Here is a 17,559-nt window from a genome sequence, read left to right on the forward strand (position 1 = left end):
GCGGAGCTCCAACGGCCCCGTTCACGAGCCGGTCCACGCAGGCGAATCCGTGATTAGCGTCGATCGGGAAGCGCCGGTTCGACGAGGGAGCAGTCCATGAGTGCCGAGGCCGCTGAGAGAACGCTCGCGCAGAAGAACAAGGAACTCGTCGCCGAGTTCATGGAGGTCTTCTCGACCGGCGACGTCGAGAAGATCCTGTCGTACCTCTCGGACTCCGCCACCTGGTGGGTGGGCGGCACGATCGAGGGGATTTCGGGGACCAAGAACAAGGAGGAGTTCGGCGAGATGCTCGCCGGGCTGTCCACCCTGACGGTGACCGGAGCGATCCGGCTGACCCCGCACGCCTGGACCGCCGAGGGCGATCGGGTGGCCGTGGAGACCGAGTCCTATTCGGAGCTCACCAACGGCCGCGTCTACAACAACCTCTACCACTTCGCGTTCGAGGTTCGGGACGGCCTGATCCAGAGCGTCAAGGAATTCCTCGACACCGAGCACACCCGCGCGATCTTCCTCGCGGCCTGACACGCACCGATCGATCAAAGGAGATTGACATGGACGTCGGCACCCTGCTCGTGTTCCAGAACTGGTACGAAGACATGAGCGATGAGGAGGTCTTCACCCGCGAGCTGAACTTCGGGGTGTTGGCCGAGCAGTACGGGTTCGATTCCGTGTGGTCCGCCGAGCACCACTTCGACGACTACTCGATGTGCCCGGACAACGTGCAAGTGCTGTCCTACCTCGCGGGCAAGACGTCCCGGATCAAGCTGGGCACCGGCGCGGTGATCCTGCCGTGAACGACCCGCTGCGGGTCGTCGAGAAGATCACCATGCTCGACCACGTGTCGGACGGCCGCGTGCTGTTCGGCATGGGCCGCGGCCTGGCGAAGATGGAGTACGAGGGCTTCCGGGTGGACATGAACGAGGCGCGCGGACGCTTCGACGAGGCCGCTCCGATGATCATGAACGGGCTGCGCACCGGTCACGTGGAGAACAGCGGACCGTTCTACGACCAGCCCCGCGTCACCGTCCGCCCCGGACCGAACGGGCGGTCCTGGGACGGCAGGCTGTTCGGCGTCGCCATGTCGCCGGATTCCATCCCGGCGATCGCGAAGCTCGGCGTGCAGCTGATGACCTTCATGCAGTACCCGTTCGAGCAGCACGCCGAGGCCATCAACCGGTGGCGCGACCTGCACCGGGAGAACCACGGTTCCGAGCCCGGCCCGCCCCTGATCCAGGACTTCGTGTACTGCCACGAGGACCCGGAGGAGGCCAAGCGCGTGGCGCACGAGCACATCTCGCGCTACTTCATGTCGGTCATCAAGCACTACGACTTCGCCGGCTCGCACTGGCGCGAGACCAAGGGCTACGAGGCGTACCAGGTCGGCGCGGACATGATCCGGGAAGCCGGCATGGAAGCGGCCGCGGAGGCCTACGTGGAGGCCAACGCCTACGGCACTCCCGAGCAGATCGTGGAGAAGTACGCGCACCGCCGCGACCTCGGCGGCGACCTGATGGCCAACGCCGCGTTCTGCTTCGGCGGCCTGCCGTTCGAGAAGGCCGAAGCGAGCCTGAAGCTGTTCGGCGAGAAGGTCGTTCCCGAACTGCACAAGATGAAAGCCCGCACTTCAGCGACGGTCTGAACCGCTCGCCGCGATCCGGGATCCGCGGCGCGGACGTCCCGGATCGCGGCTCCGCACACCACGGCCGACCGGGAAGGGGTGCAGTGATCGTGGATTCGGTGATGACCACGCCGGAGCAGCGGGCGACGGCGTTCCGAGAGGTGATGGCCGGGGTGTGCACCCCGGTGTCGGTGGTGACCGCGATGGACGGCGACCGGCCGCACGGCACGACGGTGAGCGCGTTCGCCTCGCTGTCCCTGAACCCGCCGATGGTGCTGGTGGCGCTGGACCGGGAGTCCGATCTGCTCGCCTTGGTGCGCCGCAGCGACCGGTTCGGCGTCAACGTGCTCGCCGACGGGCAGTCCGCACTCGCCAAGCAGTTCGCGCGCAAGGGGCCCGCGAAGTTCCACGGCGTCCGGTGGTGGCCGGCGGGCGGGCTTCCCCGGCTGGACGGGGCGTCCGGGTGGCTGGCGTGCGAGGTGAGCGGCCTGGTCGACGGCGGTGATCACGTCATCGCGATCGGCGCGATCCTGGACGCCGACGCTCGGGGCAGCGCGCCGCTGACCTACCACCAGCGGCGGTTCGGGACGCACACCGCGTTCCGGGGGCAGCCATGACCGCCGGTCCGCCGCCGAGCGAGGCGGTCCAGCACGCGGTGGCCGCGCTCGCGCGAGGCCGGATGATCCTGGTGATCGACGACGCCGACCGGGAGGACGAGGGCGACCTCGTCGCCGCCGCGTCGGGCATCACCCCCGCCCAGATGGCCTTCCTGGTGCGGCACACCACCGGCATCGTGTGCGCCCCGATGACGCCCGAGCGGGCGGACGCCCTGCAGCTGCGGCAGATGGTCACCGACAACACCGACTCGCACGGCACCGCCTTCACCGTCAGCGTCGACCACAGCAGCACCGGAACGGGAGTGTCCGCTCCGGATCGCACCGCGACGGTCCGCGCGCTCGCCGACCCGGTGACCCGGCCCGCCGACCTGCGCCGACCCGGTCACGTGTTCCCGCTGCGCGCCAAGGAGGGCGGCGTGCTGGTGCGCGCCGGGCACACCGAGGCGGCCGTGGACCTGGTCGGCATGGCCGGTGCCGGGGACGTCGCGGTGATCAGCGAAGTGGTGTCCGACGACGGCGGCATGCGGCGCGGTGCCGAGCTGCGCGCGTTCGCCGCCGAGCACGACCTGCCCGTGCTGCACATCGCCGACCTGGTGCGCTACCGCCGGGCCACCGAGCAGCTGGTGGAACCGATCGCCACCTCCACGATGCCCACGGAGTTCGGGGACTTCCGGGCGGTGGCCTACCGCAGCACCCTGGACGGGACCGAGCACCTGGCGCTGGTGATGGGCGATGTCGCCGACGCAGGCCGATCGGCGGCGGGCGTCCTCGTGCGGGTGCACAGCGAATGCCTGACCGGGGACATCCTCGGTTCGCTGCGCTGCGACTGCGGAGCGCAGCTGGAACAGGCGCTGCGCGCCATCGCCGAGGAGGGCTGCGGAGCGGTGGTCTACCTCCGCGGCCACGAGGGGCGCGGGATCGGGCTGGCGCACAAGATCCGCGCCTACGCGCTGCAGGAGCAGGGCTTGGACACGGTCGACGCGAACACCGCCCAAGGGCTGCCGGTGGATTCGCGCAGCTACGGGACCGGTGCGCAGATCCTCGGTGACCTCGGCATCCGCCGGCTGCGGCTGATCACGAACAACCCGGCCAAGTACGGCGGCCTCGACGGCTACGCGCTCGACATCGTCTCCCGCGTGCACCTGCCGACGGTGCCGACTCCGCACAACGTCCGGTACCTGCGCACGAAGCGCGACCGGCTCGGTCACGCGCTGCCCACGAGCCGACCGCAGGCTCCGCCCGAGCGAGGTATGGACCCGGCGGGGTGACCTGGGGCACAGTGTGCCCAACCAACGGTGAGGCGAGCCCATGCACGAGCAGACGGTCGGTGCGCTGCCCGACCCGCCCGCGCCGAGGCCCGGAGACCAGCCCGGATGCACCTCGTCGTGGGTGGACGTCGCGCACCGCGAACGCGATGTGATCATCGCCTTCGGCGAGATCACCAACGAGGCGATCACCTCGGCGAACCAGGAGGACCTGCTGTGCCTGGTCGGCAAGCAGCTGTGCCACCTGCTCGGCGTCACCCGCTGCTCGGTGTACCTGCGCGGCAACGACGACCGCTTCCGCGGTGCGGCGGGTTACAGCGAGGCCGAGGGCGACATCAGCGCCGCCGTCCAGGCCCAGGAGGCCGGCATTCCCGGTGATCACTTCAGCCGCGAAGTGATCACCACGGCCGCGCCCGTGCTGATCAGCGACGTGCCGGGGGACTCGCGGCCGCACCGGCGCACCATGGAGTACTGGCGGGTGCGCGCCATGCTCGGCGTGCCGCTGGTGTTCGACGACGAGGTGATCGGCCTGATCTTCGTCGACAACGAGGAGCAGGAGCACACCTACACCGACGAGGACATCGCGCTCGCCGAGCTGTTCGCCGGGCTGGGCGCGCTGTTCATCCGGCAAGCGATGCTCAACGCCCGGCTCAAGAAGCAGACCGCCGAGGTCGTGCAGCAGAAGAACAGCCTGGCCTACCTCGCCGACGTGCACCAGAAGCTGACCAACGCGGTGCTCGACGGCGCCGACATCCAGACCGTCGTCCGACTGCTCAGCGACCTGTCCGCGAAGCCGGTGGTCCTCTACGGCGAGGACTTCGAGGTGCTGGCCTGGGCGGCACCCGCGGGTCTGAAGATGACGCAGCCCCCGGTTCTCGCCGCCAACATCCGGGCCATGCCCTCGGTGCACGACACCCTTCAGGCGCTGTCCGCCAACCGCCCCTCGGCCGTGGTCCCGCAGACCCTCGCCATCGGCCTCGGACGCAGGCACCTGATGTGCCGGCTCATCATCGAGGGGACCCCGAGCGGGTACCTCGGCATCGTCGAGGTGGGGCGCAGCCTGCAGCGTCTGGACACCAAGCTCGCCGAGCACGGCGCCACGGTGCTGTCGCTGCAGATCCTGTCCGAGCGGCGGCAGGCCGAGGCCGAGGGGCAGGCCCGCGAGGACTACTTGTCCGACCTGCTGCGCAACACCCGGAACGCGGAACAGCTGGGTCGCCGAGGACCCCAGTTCGGCATCGACCTGTCCGAGCCGCACGTGCTGGTGCGCTTCTCCCTGGACAGCACCGCACCGCAGGTGAGCGGCTCGGCCGCACGACGACTGGTGGTCGGGCAGCTGGCCAAGGAGCTGGGCAGCGCGGAACCGCTCGCGGTGAGCTTGCCCGGCGTCATCATCGTGCTGGTCGGCCTTCGCCGCGAGGACGAGGGCATAACCGAGCCGGGAGCGCTGCGCGACGCGGCTTCGGGGGTGCTCTCCGCGCTGTCACCGCGGCTGAACATCCGCACCGCGGTGATCTCCGGGACGTGTCGCAAGGCCGAGGACTTCCCGATCGCGCACCGCGAGTTGCGCGAGATCGACGACCTGGCGCGCTCGTTCGGCTGGCGCGGCGGGGTGCTGACCGCCGACGAGCTGGGCCTGTTCCGGGTGGTGGTGGCCAGCGGCCGGGTGAAGGAAGCCGTCCACTTCGCGCACGAGCTCATCCGGCCGCTCGAACAGCACGACGACGGCACGCTGCTGGCGACGTGGCGGGCGTTCGTGGCCGCCGAGGGCAAGGCGCAGGCCACGGCGAGCGCGCTGAACGTGCACGAGAACACCGTTCGCTACCGGCTCGGCAAGATCCGCGAGCACATCCGGCAGGATCCGACCACTTTGGACTCGCTGCTGTGCGCGCGGATGGCCTTCCAGATCCTCGACCTCGCGGGCTGCTAGACCCCCGTCGATTGTGGACGTGCACAACGACGCCGGGAAGTCGCCCTTCTGCCGCTGCGGTTTCCGGTCGTTGACTGGGGAACGACACCGCATCCGCAGCACACCCGGAGGCCAAGCATGTCCCTTTCCGGCAGCATCGCACTCGTCACCGGCGCCACGCAGGGCATCGGCCGGGCCACCGCGTTGCGGCTCGCCGAAGACGGCGCGCACGTGGTGTGCGCCGACATCCAGCCGACGGACGGAACCGTGGAGGAGATCGGGAACGCGGGCGGATCCGGCGAATCGGTGTGGCTCGACGTGCGCTCCGCCGACGCGTGGTCGAAGGCCACGAGCGGTGTGCGCGAGAAGCACGGCCGCATCGACCACCTCGCGAACGTGGCCGGCGTTGTGAACCTGCTCAGCGAGGACACCGTCGTGGGCTTGACCGAGGAGGCCTGGCAGCAGGTCATCGACACCGACCTCAAGGGGCCGTGGCTGGGCATGCGCGCGGTCATCCCCGGGATGATCGACACCGGTGGCGGCCGGATCGTGAACATCTCCTCGCTCGCAGCGCTTCGCGGGTTGCCGAACCTCGCGTCCTACACCGCGGCGAAGGCGGGCGTCGCCGGCCTGACGAGGCAGGCCGCGTACGAGTACGCCAAGCACAACATCCTGATCAACGCGATCGCCCCAGGCACCATCGACACCCCGATCCTCGCGGACATCACCGAGGAGATGCGCCGGGCCAACGCCGACGCGCACATGATCCGACGGCTCGGCGACCCCGCCGAGATCGCCTCGATGGCCGCCTACTTCTTCCGCGAGGGCTCGTTCCTCACCGGGCTGACCTACCCCGTGGACGGCGGCTGGTCCAGCAAGGGCAACTTCTGACCCCGCTCCCAGCGGTTCCCGGCTCCGAGCGGACGTGGGCCACGCACCGCCACGGCCCTGGTCGGCGGACGGATCGTGGTGTTCACTCCGGCCTGCGGGGTTGGGTGTCCTCGTGGATGTGCTGGGCTTCCTCCCAGTACTCCTCGGCGTGCCGCATGGCTGAGGCGAGGACGCCGTTCATGCGTTCGAGGTCTCTGATCGCGCGGTCCAGGGCTTCGTGCGGGTGGTCGCGGAGCGCTTCGCGGTAGAGGTGGTCGCGATCGACCTGATCGAGCTTGTTGGTCAGCTCCTGGGCCAGGTTGTGCAAGGACCCCAACACTCCGAGCAGTGCTGCGCCGAACGGCGGCCAGTCCAAGGAGACCAGGTCGGCTGCCGCGCAGTTCCGCATGGCGCTGTCGAGCGATTCCCTGGCCGCGTACATGTCTTCGAGGGGGTGGTCAGCCATGACTTCCTGCCTTCGCCGATCTGGTCGAGTTCGTTGCTACCCGGTGGGCGGCGGACTCAAACTCCCGCGGCCCACTCGCGCGCGGGACGTGCGGATCGGCCGGATCCGGCGTCTCCTGCGTACCTGGCGCGTGACGCCGATCCTGGACCAGAGCGGCTCGGCGGGCAGATCGCATCGATTTCAGGAGGTCATCGACATGGCAGGCGAAACCACCAAGCGAGCTGACGACCACTTGCTGACGCCCGACAACGCGGTGCTGGTGCTCATCGACTACCAGCCCGAGCAGGTCGGCACCGTCCGTTCGATCGGGCATGACGAGCTGATGCTCAACATCACCGCCGTGGCGCGGGCCGCGCAGGCCTACGACCTGCCGGTGGTCCTGAGCACCGTCGGTGTCGAGCTCGGCGTCAACACGGGCACCATCACCGAGTTGCGCGATGCGCTGCCCGCGACGAAGGAGATCGACCGAACCACGCTGAACTCCTGGGAGGACGAGGACTTCCGCGCCGCCGTGGAGGCGACCGGCCGGAAGAAGATCATCATGACCGGTCTGTGGACCGAGGTGTGCGTGGCGTTCCCGACGCTGGACCTGCTCCGCGAGGGCTACGAGGTGTACCCGGTGGCCGACGCGATCGGCGGCATCAGCAGCACCGCGCACGAGCAGGCCATGGTCCGCATGACCAGCGCGGGAGCCCGGCCGGTCACCGCCATCTCCCTGGTCGCCGAGCTGCAGCGCGACTGGGGCAGGCCGGACGCCGACGAGCTCCGGGGCATCATGCGCTGGTACTTCCCGAAGCTCGACGACATCAGGGCGAAGGGCTGACGACCGGCCCGCCCGGCCGGGCCGGGTTCACGGGCGGTGCGGCACCGCCCTCAGGAGCGTGACCCTCACGGTTCCGCCGGGCACGTCGTAGGTCCGCTCCTCGCCCTGCCGGGCCCCGGTCAGCGCGGCTCCGAGGGGAGACTCGGGGGAGTAGACGGTGAGCCCGTCGGCGTCGGCTCCGTCGCGGGTGCCGAGCAAGAAGGTCTCGGTCTCGCCGTCGTCGAACCGGACGGTGAGCAGCATCCCGGGTTCGGCGACACCGTCGTCCGGTGGCGGCTCGCCGACCACGGCGTTGCTGAGCAGGTCCCTGATCTCCCGGATGCGGGCACGTCGGTGCCCCTCGTCCACCAGCGGGTCGGACTCGGTGTCGATGTCGGCAGCAGAACGGCGGTTGAGCAGCTCGGCGAGCTCCGCCCGCAGCCGGTCGTGGACCTGCTGCGTCATCCAACGGCCTTGAGTGGTGGTCATGGGCTTCCTCTTGTCGATAGATCGGGCTCGGTCACCGGGGCAGCGGGTGGGGGCGGGTGCAGTGCGTTGTCCGCGTCCGGCACGACGATGCCCGGAGTTCTCGTCCGAGGTTCGGATCGAGCCGGAAAGCGCGGACTTTCGCGAAGCGGCACCTGGACGTCCGGCCCGTTCGCCGGGCGGGGCACCGCTGGAGGTGAAGTTCAGCTCGCGCGCTCTCGCCGCCGGGGACGCACCGGCCTGAGCCAGGTTCCGCGATGATCCGGGGGCGGGGCGAGCACCGTCGGAGCACGGCCGGTGTCTGCGATGCCGACGCCCATGACCAGCCCTCCCGTGAAGTGACCTCACCGTTCAACGCCGATCGTGGCAGAACCGGACGTGGACGGCGCTGTGGAAAACGAACAATTCAGCACCTCGCACGTGTGCGAATCCTCCACCACCCGCTGCCGCGGCGGGTGCCGGCTGCGGCGGGGTGTTCGGATCGCGGTTCGGGGTGCCCTCGGTTCCGAGTGGCTGCGCTGGGCGTCCTCGTGTGGGCTGACGACGGTTCGTTCACCGTGCACGTCGGCCCCGAACGGCCGGACGGCGCGAAGACCCGGCCCAGGACAACGTCTCTCGTCCTCCTGAATCTTGAGAGCAATGACCAGCCCGGGGTTGTCGGGGCGCGTGTTTACGCTGGCCGTATGACCCCGGATGAGCTCAGGAACGCGTGTTTGGCCTTCGCCGGTGCCGGCGAGGAGTTCCCGTTCGACGAGGCCAACAGCGTGTTCAAGGTTCGTGGGAAGATCTTCGCGATCAGCCGGTTGGCCGGTGCTCCGCTGCGGGTGAGCTTGAAGTGCGAGCCGGAGTTGGCGGTGCAGCTGCGGGCGACGTTCCCGGCCATCACGCCCGGCTACCACCTGAACAAGCGCCATTGGAACACGGTCGTGCTCGACGGTTCCGTTCCGGAAGACCTAGTGCGGGAGATGATCGAGGACTCTTACGACCTCGTCGTCGCCGGGCTTCCCAAGCGCGAGCAGGTGAAGCTCCACTGGGTGGGTCTGAGCCGCGGCGAGTGATCACTGATGCCCGCACGATCCCGCGACGAGGTGGCCTCGGTGGAGTGCGAGGTCGCGGTCCTGGCGAGACCAGGCTCCCAAGCGGTTTCGGGAAGGGAGCAGATCCAGGCCCGAAGTGCGTCTGCGTCAGGGAAGAACACCTTCTGTGCGCCCCTTCAAAGCAGTTCGGGACGCCCTGCTGGGGTCGTGTTGCCTCGTGATGCGGCCGCCGGTTCCCCGCAGGTAGACCGCCACAACCAAGCTCGACACGACGGGTGGGGCGATGCCGAAGACGTAGAAAGTCCATGGCGCCGTGATTAGTTCGCTGAGCCAGCCGAAGTTCATGCCGAAGACTCCGACGATGAACGTCCGGGGGAGGAAGACGGTGGCGATCACCTCGGCGACCAGCTCAAGCGTTAACGGCGCCCTGATTCACGCCAGAGCGCGGATCGGGGCGTTCCTGATGGCTCTCGTCTCTTGGGTGTCCAGTTGCGTAGCCGCAGGGCGTTTCAGCTTTCGGTGGCCCTCGAGCGCCAGCGTGCGAGGCTGGTGTGGATGGCAAGCGTGCGGGGGTGGGTGGCGCCAAACACCCGTTCGTAGTCGGAGAGGAGCTCGGTGAGGTCAACTGCCGCCGCTGCGGGGTCACCCGATTCTCCGCGCCAGCGGGCGAGGCTATGGCGAGTTTCGAGCGTCTCAGGGTGATCGTGGCCAAGCACACGTAGGAAGTCGGACAGCACCTCTTCGAAAGTCTCTGCAGCGCCCGGCATGTCCCTGGCGTGCCCGCGCCAGCGTGCGTGTTCGCGCCGCGCAGTCAGGGTGTCTGGGTGGCCGGAGCAATGGGATTCGGCCGTAGGGAAGGACGACGTGCGAGCGTACACGAGTGGGGCCGATGGCTAGATCAATTCGACCGCAGGTACGCAGCGGCTTCGGTCTTGCGAGCGCCAATTGGCGTGCGGGGCATCTGCAGCGGCGTGCCGACCTGCGGCCCTGGAGGCATGCCGAGAGCCTGGGTCGGTTCGGCTGGCGTGTTCAAGTTTCCCCTCGGACACGCGACACGAAGACCAAAACCCCAGTTCAAAGACTGGACCTGGGGTTGATGTTGTGTCCGAGGACGGACTTGCGCGCTATTCATCCGCCTTCTGCTTCCCGAAACAGGTTGAGGCAGGAGGTTTCGGTGTCCGCCCGTCCCTTCACCAGTCTTCCTGGGACATGGTCCGGGGCAGGCTGGGCTTTCCGTGTGAGCCGCGAAAAATGTCGGATTGGCGCGCGAAGGGACGCTCGCTGTTAGGTGTCCCTGCGTGTCGCAGACATGGATCGCGGTGGAGGGAGCGGGTGCCGGCTATCGAGGGACACGTGCGCGGTTCCGCTCGCGAGATCTCGCATACGCGTTGCCTATGGCCGGAGTAGGGCATCGCTCATTGTCGGCGCCCCGCACGAGCGCTTTGACTCAGTGGATGACAGGGCGTCCGCGAGGCAACAGCGCCTGGCGGGCTCGTGCGGGTGGAGAGGGGTGCGGTGATGGGTGCTGACCTGACCGGCAAGGTCGTCCTGCTGACGGGTGCGACCGGTGATATCGGCGTTGCGTACACCATGGCGTTGACCGGGCAGGGCGCGAACGTGGTGGCCACCGACCTGGACGGCTTCTCCGAAACGGGTCGGGAGATCGCGGAGAAGGCCACGGCGCAAGGTGCGGGTCAAGCTGTTTTCGCCGGTTGCGACATCACGTCGGACGAGGACCTGCAGCGCGTGGTGGACCTGGCCGGTGAGCGGTTCGGCGGCCTGGATTGCCTGGTCAACAACGCGGCGATCTACCGGACGCTGGGGCCGAAGAGGACGCTCACGGAGCTGACCAACGACGAGTGGGACCTCGTGCTCCGCGTCAACGTTCGCGGTTGCTGGCAGTCGATCCGCGCCGTTGCCCCCGCCATGCGGGAGCGGGGTGGCGGGCGGATCGTCAACATCGCCTCCGTCGTGTCCCGGACCGGGGCGGCCGGTTTCGCGCACTACGTGGCGTCCAAGGCGGCGGTCGAGGGTTTGACCCGCGCCGCGGCGCGCGAGCTGGGTCCGGAGGGCATCGCGGTGAACGCCGTCTCGCCCGGCTTGGTCGACGACGCGGCTTCTCGCGACATCAACGATGCGAACTACTTGGAACGCATGAAGACCACGCGTTCCGTGCCGCGTTCCATGGAACCCGAGGACCTGGTCGGTGCGGTGGTGTGGTTGTGCGGCGACGGCAGCGGTTTCGTGACCGGGCAGACGATCGTGGTGGACGGCGGAGGGGTGTTCGTGTGATGCGTCCCGACGATTTCCCACCTCGCATCGTCGTCGGCATCACCGGTGCGTCCGGTGTGATCTACGGGGTCCGCGCGCTGGAGCTGCTCGCACAGTTGGGAGTCGAAACGCACCTGGTGCTCACCCGCGCGGCGCGGGCGACCTTGGTGCAGGAGACGTCCTGGACGGCCGCGGACGTGCGGGAGCGGGCGTCGGTGACGCATTCGGAGCACGATCTGGGGGCCGCGATCGCGAGCGGGTCGTTCCCGGTCGACGGAATGCTCGTCGCGCCGTGCAGCGTCAAGACGTTGTCGGCGATCGCCAACAGCTTCGACGACAACCTGCTGGTGCGCGCCGCCGATGTGACGTTGAAGGAGCGCAGGCCCCTGGTGCTGATGCTGCGCGAGACACCGCTGCACCCCGGGCACATCCGGTTGATGGCGCAGGCCGCCGAAGCTGGAGCGGTGCTGATGCCGCCCGTGCCGGCGTTCTACACCCAGCCGGCGTCGATCGACGAGATGGTCACCCACACCGTGGCTCGCGCGCTGGACGCCCTGTCGTTGCCGCACCCGCACGCGACCCGGTGGTCCGGAGAGCGGAGCTCGTCGTCGGCTACCGATCGGCGGTCGGTTCGCGCATGATGTCGGCATGGAGCTCCACCAACTGCGCTACGTGCTCGCGGTCGCGCGCGCCGGGAGCTTCAGCCGAGCGGCCGAGGACCTCTACCTGGCCCAGCCGTCGTTGTCGGTGCAGATCCGCAAGCTCGAGAAGGAGCTCGGCATCGCCCTCTTCGACCGGCTGGGCCGCAGGGTGGTGCTCACCGCGGCCGGTGAGGAGTTCGTCGCCCACGTCCAGCAGGCGTTGGCGCACCTCGACCGGGCGCGGGCGGGCGCCGCCGCCGTGCGCAGCCTGCAAGGTGGGCGGGTGTCGATCGGCGTGCTGCCCAGCGTCGGCGCCGGGCTGCTGCCGGGCGTGCTCGCGGACTTCCGGCGCGAGTACCCGGAGGTCGAAGTCCGGCTCACCGAGCACAACGTCTCCGCCGAGTTCGAGCGGATGGTGGAGGACGGGCGATTGGACCTCGCGGTGATCCGGGCCCCGTGGGTGCGGCCCGGACTCGTCGGCCGGTCGATCGTGCGCGAACCGATCGTGGCTCTGGTCCCGCCGGAGCACCCGTTGGCCGACCGGAGTGAAATAGCGCTGGCCGAGTTGAAGTCCGAGAAGTTCGTCGCCATGCAACGGGACTACGGGCTGCGGGAGCTGCTGGAGCAGATCTGCAACCGAGCCGGGTTCGAGCCGACCGTGACGGTGGAGACCACCCAGCTGTCCGTGCTGCAGGGCATGGTGGCCAGCGGTCTGGGCGTCTCGTTGCTGCCGGAACTCGCCGGCGCGGGCTATCCCGTCACGATCCCGATCGACGATCAGGGCGCGGCCCGGGAGCTGGGCATCGTTCACCGCTCCAGGACCCCGCTGTCACCGCCGGCCGCTCTGTTCCTGGAACTGCTCGCGGACGCAGCGGCCGAGCGGCCCGCGCGGCGTTAGTCCTCGAACTCGCCCCGCTCCGCGCGTTCGGCGAGCGAGGTCCAGAACCGCAGGGCCGCGTGCTCCATCTCCAGGCCGAGTCCGAGCGTGACCATGCGTCGTGAGATGGCCGACTCGTGGCCGAAGCGCTCCTGCATCTGCTCGTACTCGGCGATGCGGGCCTGGTGCTGCTTGATCTGGTCCTGCGCGAGCCGCTTGATGTCGTCGGGGTCGGCGAGCTCGTTGAAGAAGAGCTTGATCTCGGCGATGTCGCGCAGCTCGTAGTGCTGGTCGGTGGGCTCGGCCAGCCACGAGCGGAGGGCTGAGAGACCGGCGTCGGTGATCGTGTAGGTGCGGCGGCGTCGGCCGTCGCCCTCCTCCTCGACGTCGAGCAGGCCGAGCTGTTCGAGCCGCTTGGGCTCGGAGTAGAGCTGGGCGTGCGGGAAGTGCCAGAAGTAGCCCACCGAGTGGCCGATGGCCCGTTTGAGGTCGTACGAGGTCGAGGGCCCGCGCATGGCGATCATCCCCAGCACGACGTACGAGGTCGTGGAAAGCCGAACCGTTGACACGCTCCGAACCCTACCGTACGTTTCCAATCATCTGTTTCGGACGATGTGAAACGGATGATCTGCTTCGGACTTACTTCGCACCGCTGATGCTGCGAGAGGACAGGGAATGGATCTCGGGACAGTGCTGAGCTGGACCGCCGAGCGGTACCCCGCCAGACGTGCGGTCGGCGGCGAGCGCTCGATGACCTACGCGCAGTGGGACGCCCGCACCAATCAGCTGGCTCGGGCCTTGGCCGAACTCGGTGTCGGGCACGGCGACAGGGTCGTGCTCCTGCTCGCCGGCGGCGAACCGATGGCCTCGCTGCACCTGGCCACGCAGAAGCTCGGTGCCGTCTCGGTTCCGCTGTCGTTCCGCTTCGGTGCAGACGAGCTCGCCTACTGCTTATCCGATGCGGCACCGACGTTGCTGGTCACCGACCAGTCCACGGTCGAGACGGCGTGCGCCGCGCTGCACCTCACCGAGCCCGTGGCGCACGCGCACGTCGGTGAAGGCGTCCCGGCTGGGGGCACAGCGCTGCTGAACCTCGCCGCGGGCCAGACCGAGGGCGCGATCGACGTGCGGGTCCGCGACTCCGACACGAGCGTCATGCTCTACACCTCCGGCACCACCGGGAAGCCGAAAGGCGTTCCGCGCACGCACCGGGCGGAGTTCCACGCCGCCGTCGCGCACCTGCACCAGAGCCGGTCGGCTCCCTTCGAGACGACCCTCGGCGTGATGCCCATGTTCCACACGATGGGCCTGCGCACCCTGCTCTCCAGCGTGGTCAGCGCCGGGACCTGGGTCCCGCAGGTCCGGTTCGACGCCGAGGAATCGTTGGAGCTGATCGCCCGCGAGCGCGTCTCCGCGCTGTACCTGGTGCCCACGATCTACTGGAGCCTGCTGGGCACGGGCCGGCTGGGGGAGACCGGTGTCCGCAAGCTCGCCTACGCCGGAGCCGCGATGACCCCCGCGCTGGCGGAGTCGCTCGTCGACGCGCTCGAACCCGAGGTGTTCGTCAACCACTTCGGAAGCACCGAGATCTACACCTTCACCATCGGGCCGGACGTCGCGGCCAAACCGGGATGCGCCGGACGCCCCGGCGTGTTCACGCGGGTTCGCCTCGTCGACCCGCACCCGAAGGCCACGCCGGACGCGCTGGTCGGTGCCGGCGAGCAGGGGCAGATCGCGATCTCGATGGAGTCGCCGGAAGCGTTCGCCGGGTACTGGAACCGGCCCGACGCCGACGCGAAGTCCATCCGCGGCGGCTGGTACTTCCCCGGCGATCTCGCCGTCGCGGACGACGACGGCGACCTGTGGGTGTCCGGCCGCGTCGACGACATGATCAATTCGGGTGGCGAGAACATCTACCCCGACGAGATCGAGGACGCGCTGATCCGCTGCCCGGAGGTCGCCGACGTCGTGGTCGTCGGGATGCCGGACGACCGCTGGGGGCAGGCCGTCACCGCGTTCTTCGTCCCCGCAGCGGGACTGACCCCGCAGGACGCCGCCGCCGCTCTGAGCGCCTACATCCGTTCCGGCTCCGGGCTGCCGCCGCTCAAGCGGCCCAAGAAGGTCGTCGCGGTCGCCGAGGTCCCCAAGTCGGCGGTGGGCAAGATCCTGCGCCGCGAACTCGCCGGTGGGCGGTTCAACCCGCTGGCGGAGCTGTCCGCCGCTTCGATCGGATCGCGAAAGTGAGCACGTCGATGACGCCTGCACGCACCACGGCACGCATCGAGGACCCGGCCCTGCTGACCGGGCGCGGCCGGTTCCTCGACGACCTCGACCCGCTGCCCGGCACGTTGACGGCGGCGATCGTGCGCAGCCCGCACCCGCACGCCCGCATCCGCGGCGTCGACCTCACCCGAGCTCGCTCGCACCCCGGCGTGGCGGCGGTGATCGGGCCCGACGAGGTCCTCGAAGCGCTGAACCCGTTCCCGCTGTCGCTGAAGACGCCCATGCGGTACTACCCGACGGCGACCGACCGGGCGCGCTTCGTCGGTGAACCCGTGGCGGTCGTGGTCGCGGCCGACCGCTACGCCGCCGAGGACGCCGCCGAGCTGGTCGCCGTGGACTACGAGCCGCTGCCGCCGGTGGTCGACGTCGAGGCCGCGTTGCGCCCCGAGGCACCACGGCTCCACGACGAGGCCGATGGCAACGTGGCCACCGACCGCACGTTCCACTTCGGTCCCGTGGACGAGCTCTTCGCCGCAGCCGATCACGTCGTCCGCGGCGAGTACCGGTTCCCGCGCTACTCGTCGACACCGATGGAGTGCTACTCGGTGATCGCCGAATGGCAGGACGAAGTGGACGGTCCGGCGATCGCGGCCTGGGCGAACTTCCACGGGCCGTTCTCCATGGTTCCGGTGATCGCGGGAGCGCTGGGCGTGCCGACCTCGCGGGTGCGGCTGATGATCCCGGCCGACAACGGCGGCAGCTTCGGCATCAAGGCCGGGATCTACCCCTACGTGGTGCTGATGGCGCTGGCCAGCAAGCACGCCGGGCGGCCCGTGCGCTGGACCGAGGACCGCAGCGAACACCTGCTCGCCAGCTCGGCGGGCTCGGACCGGGCGATGCGCTTCGAAGCCGCGGTCAGCGCGCAAGGGAAGGTCCAGGCGTTGCGGGCGGATCTCGTCGACAACGTCGGCGCCTACCTGCGCCCGCCGGAACCGAGCACGCTCTACCGGTGCTTCGGCAACCTCACCGGGGCCTACGACGTCGAAGCCGTGCAGATCCGCTCCCGTGCGGTGGTGACCAACAAGACGCCGACCGGGCTCAACCGCGGTTTCGGCGGCCAGCAGCTCTACTTCGGGCTCGAACGGCTGATGGACAAGATCGCCGCGACCTGCGGGATCGACGCCGCCGAGATCCGCCACCGCAACCTGGTGCAGGCCGACGCGTTCCCGTACCGGACGGCGACCGGCGGCATCTACGACTCGGGTGACTACCCGCGGGCCTTGGACATGGCGTTGAAGAACGCCGACTACCCCGCTCTTCGGCAGCGCCAGCGGGAGGCGCGGGAGCGCGGCGAGCACTTCGGAATCGGGCTGGCCACCATCGTCGATCCGTCGGCGACCAACATCGGGTACGTGGGACTGGCCACTCCGGCCGACGAGCGGCCACCGGGGCGAGGCAAATCCGGTTCCACCGAGCACGTGCGGGTCAGCGTCGACGTCAACGGTGTCGTCTCGGTCCTGCTGGGCACCGTCCCGCAAGGCCAGGGGCACGCCACGGTCGCGCAGCAGGTCGTGGCCGACCGGCTCGGACTGCCCCTGGAGAAGGTCCGGCCGGTGGTGGAGATGGACACGGCCACCACTCCCTGGACGATCAGCTCCGGCAGCTACTCGTCGAGGTTCGCACCGCTGCTGACCAGCGCGCTGGTCGAGGCGTGCGACCGGCTCGCCCGCACGATGCGGACAGCGGCCGGGTCGATGCTGGGGCTGGACCCCGAAGAGCTCGAATTCGCCGAAGGCCGGATCCGACACCGCGAAGACCACGCGAAGTCGGTGGATTTCCGGCACGCCGCCGGAGTGGTGCACTGGGACCCCGGCTCGCTGCCGGAGGGGACCTCGGCCCGGCTGTACGAGGAAGCCGCCTTCACACCACCGCAGGCCAAGGCCGCCAGCCGGGACGACCAGATCAACTCCAGCCTGTGCTACGGCTTCGTCGCCGAGCTCGTGGTCTGCCGGATCGACCCGCAGACCTACGAGCTCACCCTGGAGCTGGTGTCCACAGTGCACGACGCGGGCACCATCCTGAACCCGGTGCTGCTGGAAGGTCAGGTCCACGGCGCCCTGGCGCACGCCATCGGCGGCGCGATGTACGAGGAGATGCGCTACTCCGACAACGGCCAGCCCACCTCCGCGACGTTCATGGACTACTTGTGCCCGACCACCGCGGAAGTCGGTTACGAGCTGCGCAGCGACCACCTGGAAACGCCCTCGCCGCTGACCCGCCTCGGCGCCAAGGGCTGCGGCGAAGGCAGCTGCATGAGCCTGCCGGTGGCCATCGCCAACGCGGTCGCCGACGCGCTCGCGCCGTCCGGCGCCGACATCACCACGTTGCCGATCCACGGCGACGTGATCCACCGCCTGCTCACCGCGGCGACAACGGATACCGCGGTGCTCGAAGAAACAGAAGGGGAGAACTGACGA

General features: G+C 69.3%; 17 protein-coding genes and 1 pseudogene. 13 read left to right on the forward strand and 5 right to left on the reverse strand.

Features of this window, described 5'->3' with window-relative positions:
- Positions 1-96 precede the first annotated feature (96 nt).
- The 6 genes and pseudogenes from REH65_RS30800 (at position 97) to REH65_RS30825 (ending at position 6,300) form a co-directional block, all read left to right on the forward strand.
- Positions 97-522: a nuclear transport factor 2 family protein gene (locus REH65_RS30800; protein WP_281456809.1), complete on the forward strand. Its 426-nt coding sequence runs from the start codon at positions 97-99 to the stop codon at positions 520-522.
- 74 nt (positions 523-596) lie between these two features.
- Positions 597-1,639: pseudogene (locus REH65_RS30805) on the forward strand (LLM class flavin-dependent oxidoreductase).
- 89 nt (positions 1,640-1,728) lie between these two features.
- Positions 1,729-2,235, forward strand: a complete 507-nt coding sequence (locus REH65_RS30810; RefSeq protein ID WP_406690247.1) for a flavin reductase family protein — start codon at positions 1,729-1,731, stop codon at positions 2,233-2,235.
- The gene (locus REH65_RS30815; RefSeq protein ID WP_406690248.1) at positions 2,232-3,503 is read left to right on the forward strand and encodes a bifunctional 3,4-dihydroxy-2-butanone-4-phosphate synthase/GTP cyclohydrolase II; all 1,272 of its coding nucleotides are present in this window, start codon (positions 2,232-2,234) and stop codon (positions 3,501-3,503) included. The genes REH65_RS30810 and REH65_RS30815 overlap by 4 nt, the downstream gene beginning before the upstream one ends.
- A gap of 40 nt (positions 3,504-3,543) precedes the next feature.
- Positions 3,544-5,430: a GAF domain-containing protein gene (locus tag REH65_RS30820; RefSeq protein WP_406690249.1), complete on the forward strand. Its 1,887-nt coding sequence runs from the start codon at positions 3,544-3,546 to the stop codon at positions 5,428-5,430.
- Between the two features lie 117 nt (positions 5,431-5,547).
- Positions 5,548-6,300 (forward strand): SDR family NAD(P)-dependent oxidoreductase, encoded by a 753-nt coding sequence (locus REH65_RS30825; RefSeq protein ID WP_406690250.1) that lies wholly within the window; start codon positions 5,548-5,550, stop codon positions 6,298-6,300.
- Positions 6,301-6,382: 82 nt separating this feature from the next.
- Here REH65_RS30825 and REH65_RS30830 read toward each other — a convergent pair whose 3' ends face one another.
- On the reverse strand, positions 6,383-6,745 hold the full coding sequence (locus tag REH65_RS30830; RefSeq protein ID WP_406690251.1) for a hypothetical protein: 363 nt from the start codon (positions 6,743-6,745) through the stop codon (positions 6,383-6,385).
- Between the two features lie 196 nt (positions 6,746-6,941).
- On the opposite strand from REH65_RS30830, the gene REH65_RS30835 reads away from it, so the two are divergent.
- The gene (locus tag REH65_RS30835) at positions 6,942-7,568 is read left to right on the forward strand and encodes a hydrolase (protein WP_406690252.1); all 627 of its coding nucleotides are present in this window, start codon (positions 6,942-6,944) and stop codon (positions 7,566-7,568) included.
- A gap of 27 nt (positions 7,569-7,595) precedes the next feature.
- Here the strand turns inward: REH65_RS30835 and REH65_RS30840 are convergent, their stop codons facing one another.
- Positions 7,596-8,036: a GreA/GreB family elongation factor gene (locus REH65_RS30840; protein ID WP_406690253.1), complete on the reverse strand. Its 441-nt coding sequence runs from the start codon at positions 8,034-8,036 to the stop codon at positions 7,596-7,598.
- A gap of 680 nt (positions 8,037-8,716) precedes the next feature.
- On the opposite strand from REH65_RS30840, the gene REH65_RS30845 reads away from it, so the two are divergent.
- Positions 8,717-9,091: an MmcQ/YjbR family DNA-binding protein gene (locus REH65_RS30845; protein ID WP_406693271.1), complete on the forward strand. Its 375-nt coding sequence runs from the start codon at positions 8,717-8,719 to the stop codon at positions 9,089-9,091.
- A gap of 126 nt (positions 9,092-9,217) precedes the next feature.
- On the opposite strand, the gene REH65_RS30850 is transcribed toward REH65_RS30845, so the two are convergent.
- The gene (locus tag REH65_RS30850; protein ID WP_406690254.1) at positions 9,218-9,466 is read right to left on the reverse strand and encodes a CorA family divalent cation transporter; all 249 of its coding nucleotides are present in this window, start codon (positions 9,464-9,466) and stop codon (positions 9,218-9,220) included.
- A gap of 113 nt (positions 9,467-9,579) precedes the next feature.
- Positions 9,580-9,948, reverse strand: coding sequence for a tetratricopeptide repeat protein (locus REH65_RS30855; RefSeq protein ID WP_406690255.1), 369 nt, complete (start codon positions 9,946-9,948; stop codon positions 9,580-9,582).
- Positions 9,949-10,588: 640 nt separating this feature from the next.
- Here REH65_RS30855 and REH65_RS30860 point away from each other — a divergent pair.
- The 3 genes from REH65_RS30860 to REH65_RS30870 are packed head-to-tail and all read left to right on the forward strand — an operon-like array spanning position 10,589 to position 12,880.
- On the forward strand, positions 10,589-11,362 hold the full coding sequence (locus REH65_RS30860; RefSeq protein ID WP_281456855.1) for an SDR family NAD(P)-dependent oxidoreductase: 774 nt from the start codon (positions 10,589-10,591) through the stop codon (positions 11,360-11,362).
- Complete coding sequence (locus tag REH65_RS30865) at positions 11,362-11,982, forward strand: UbiX family flavin prenyltransferase (protein ID WP_406690256.1); 621 nt, start codon at positions 11,362-11,364, stop codon at positions 11,980-11,982. The genes REH65_RS30860 and REH65_RS30865 overlap by 1 nt, the downstream gene beginning before the upstream one ends.
- 7 nt (positions 11,983-11,989) lie before the next feature.
- On the forward strand, positions 11,990-12,880 hold the full coding sequence (locus tag REH65_RS30870; protein WP_406690257.1) for a LysR family transcriptional regulator: 891 nt from the start codon (positions 11,990-11,992) through the stop codon (positions 12,878-12,880).
- On the opposite strand, the gene REH65_RS30875 is transcribed toward REH65_RS30870, so the two are convergent.
- Complete coding sequence (locus REH65_RS30875) at positions 12,877-13,428, reverse strand: PadR family transcriptional regulator (RefSeq protein ID WP_406690258.1); 552 nt, start codon at positions 13,426-13,428, stop codon at positions 12,877-12,879. The genes REH65_RS30870 and REH65_RS30875 overlap by 4 nt on opposite strands.
- A 106-nt stretch (positions 13,429-13,534) precedes the next feature.
- On the opposite strand from REH65_RS30875, the gene REH65_RS30880 reads away from it, so the two are divergent.
- Both REH65_RS30880 and REH65_RS30885 read left to right on the forward strand, forming a co-directional pair.
- The gene (locus REH65_RS30880; protein ID WP_406690259.1) at positions 13,535-15,103 is read left to right on the forward strand and encodes a class I adenylate-forming enzyme family protein; all 1,569 of its coding nucleotides are present in this window, start codon (positions 13,535-13,537) and stop codon (positions 15,101-15,103) included.
- A gap of 8 nt (positions 15,104-15,111) precedes the next feature.
- Complete coding sequence (locus REH65_RS30885) at positions 15,112-17,556, forward strand: xanthine dehydrogenase family protein molybdopterin-binding subunit (protein WP_406690260.1); 2,445 nt, start codon at positions 15,112-15,114, stop codon at positions 17,554-17,556.
- Positions 17,557-17,559: the final 3 nt, after the last annotated feature.

The organism is Saccharopolyspora sp. ID03-671, assembly GCF_045278815.1.
GTDB lineage: Bacteria > Actinomycetota > Actinomycetes > Mycobacteriales > Pseudonocardiaceae > Saccharopolyspora > Saccharopolyspora ipomoeae.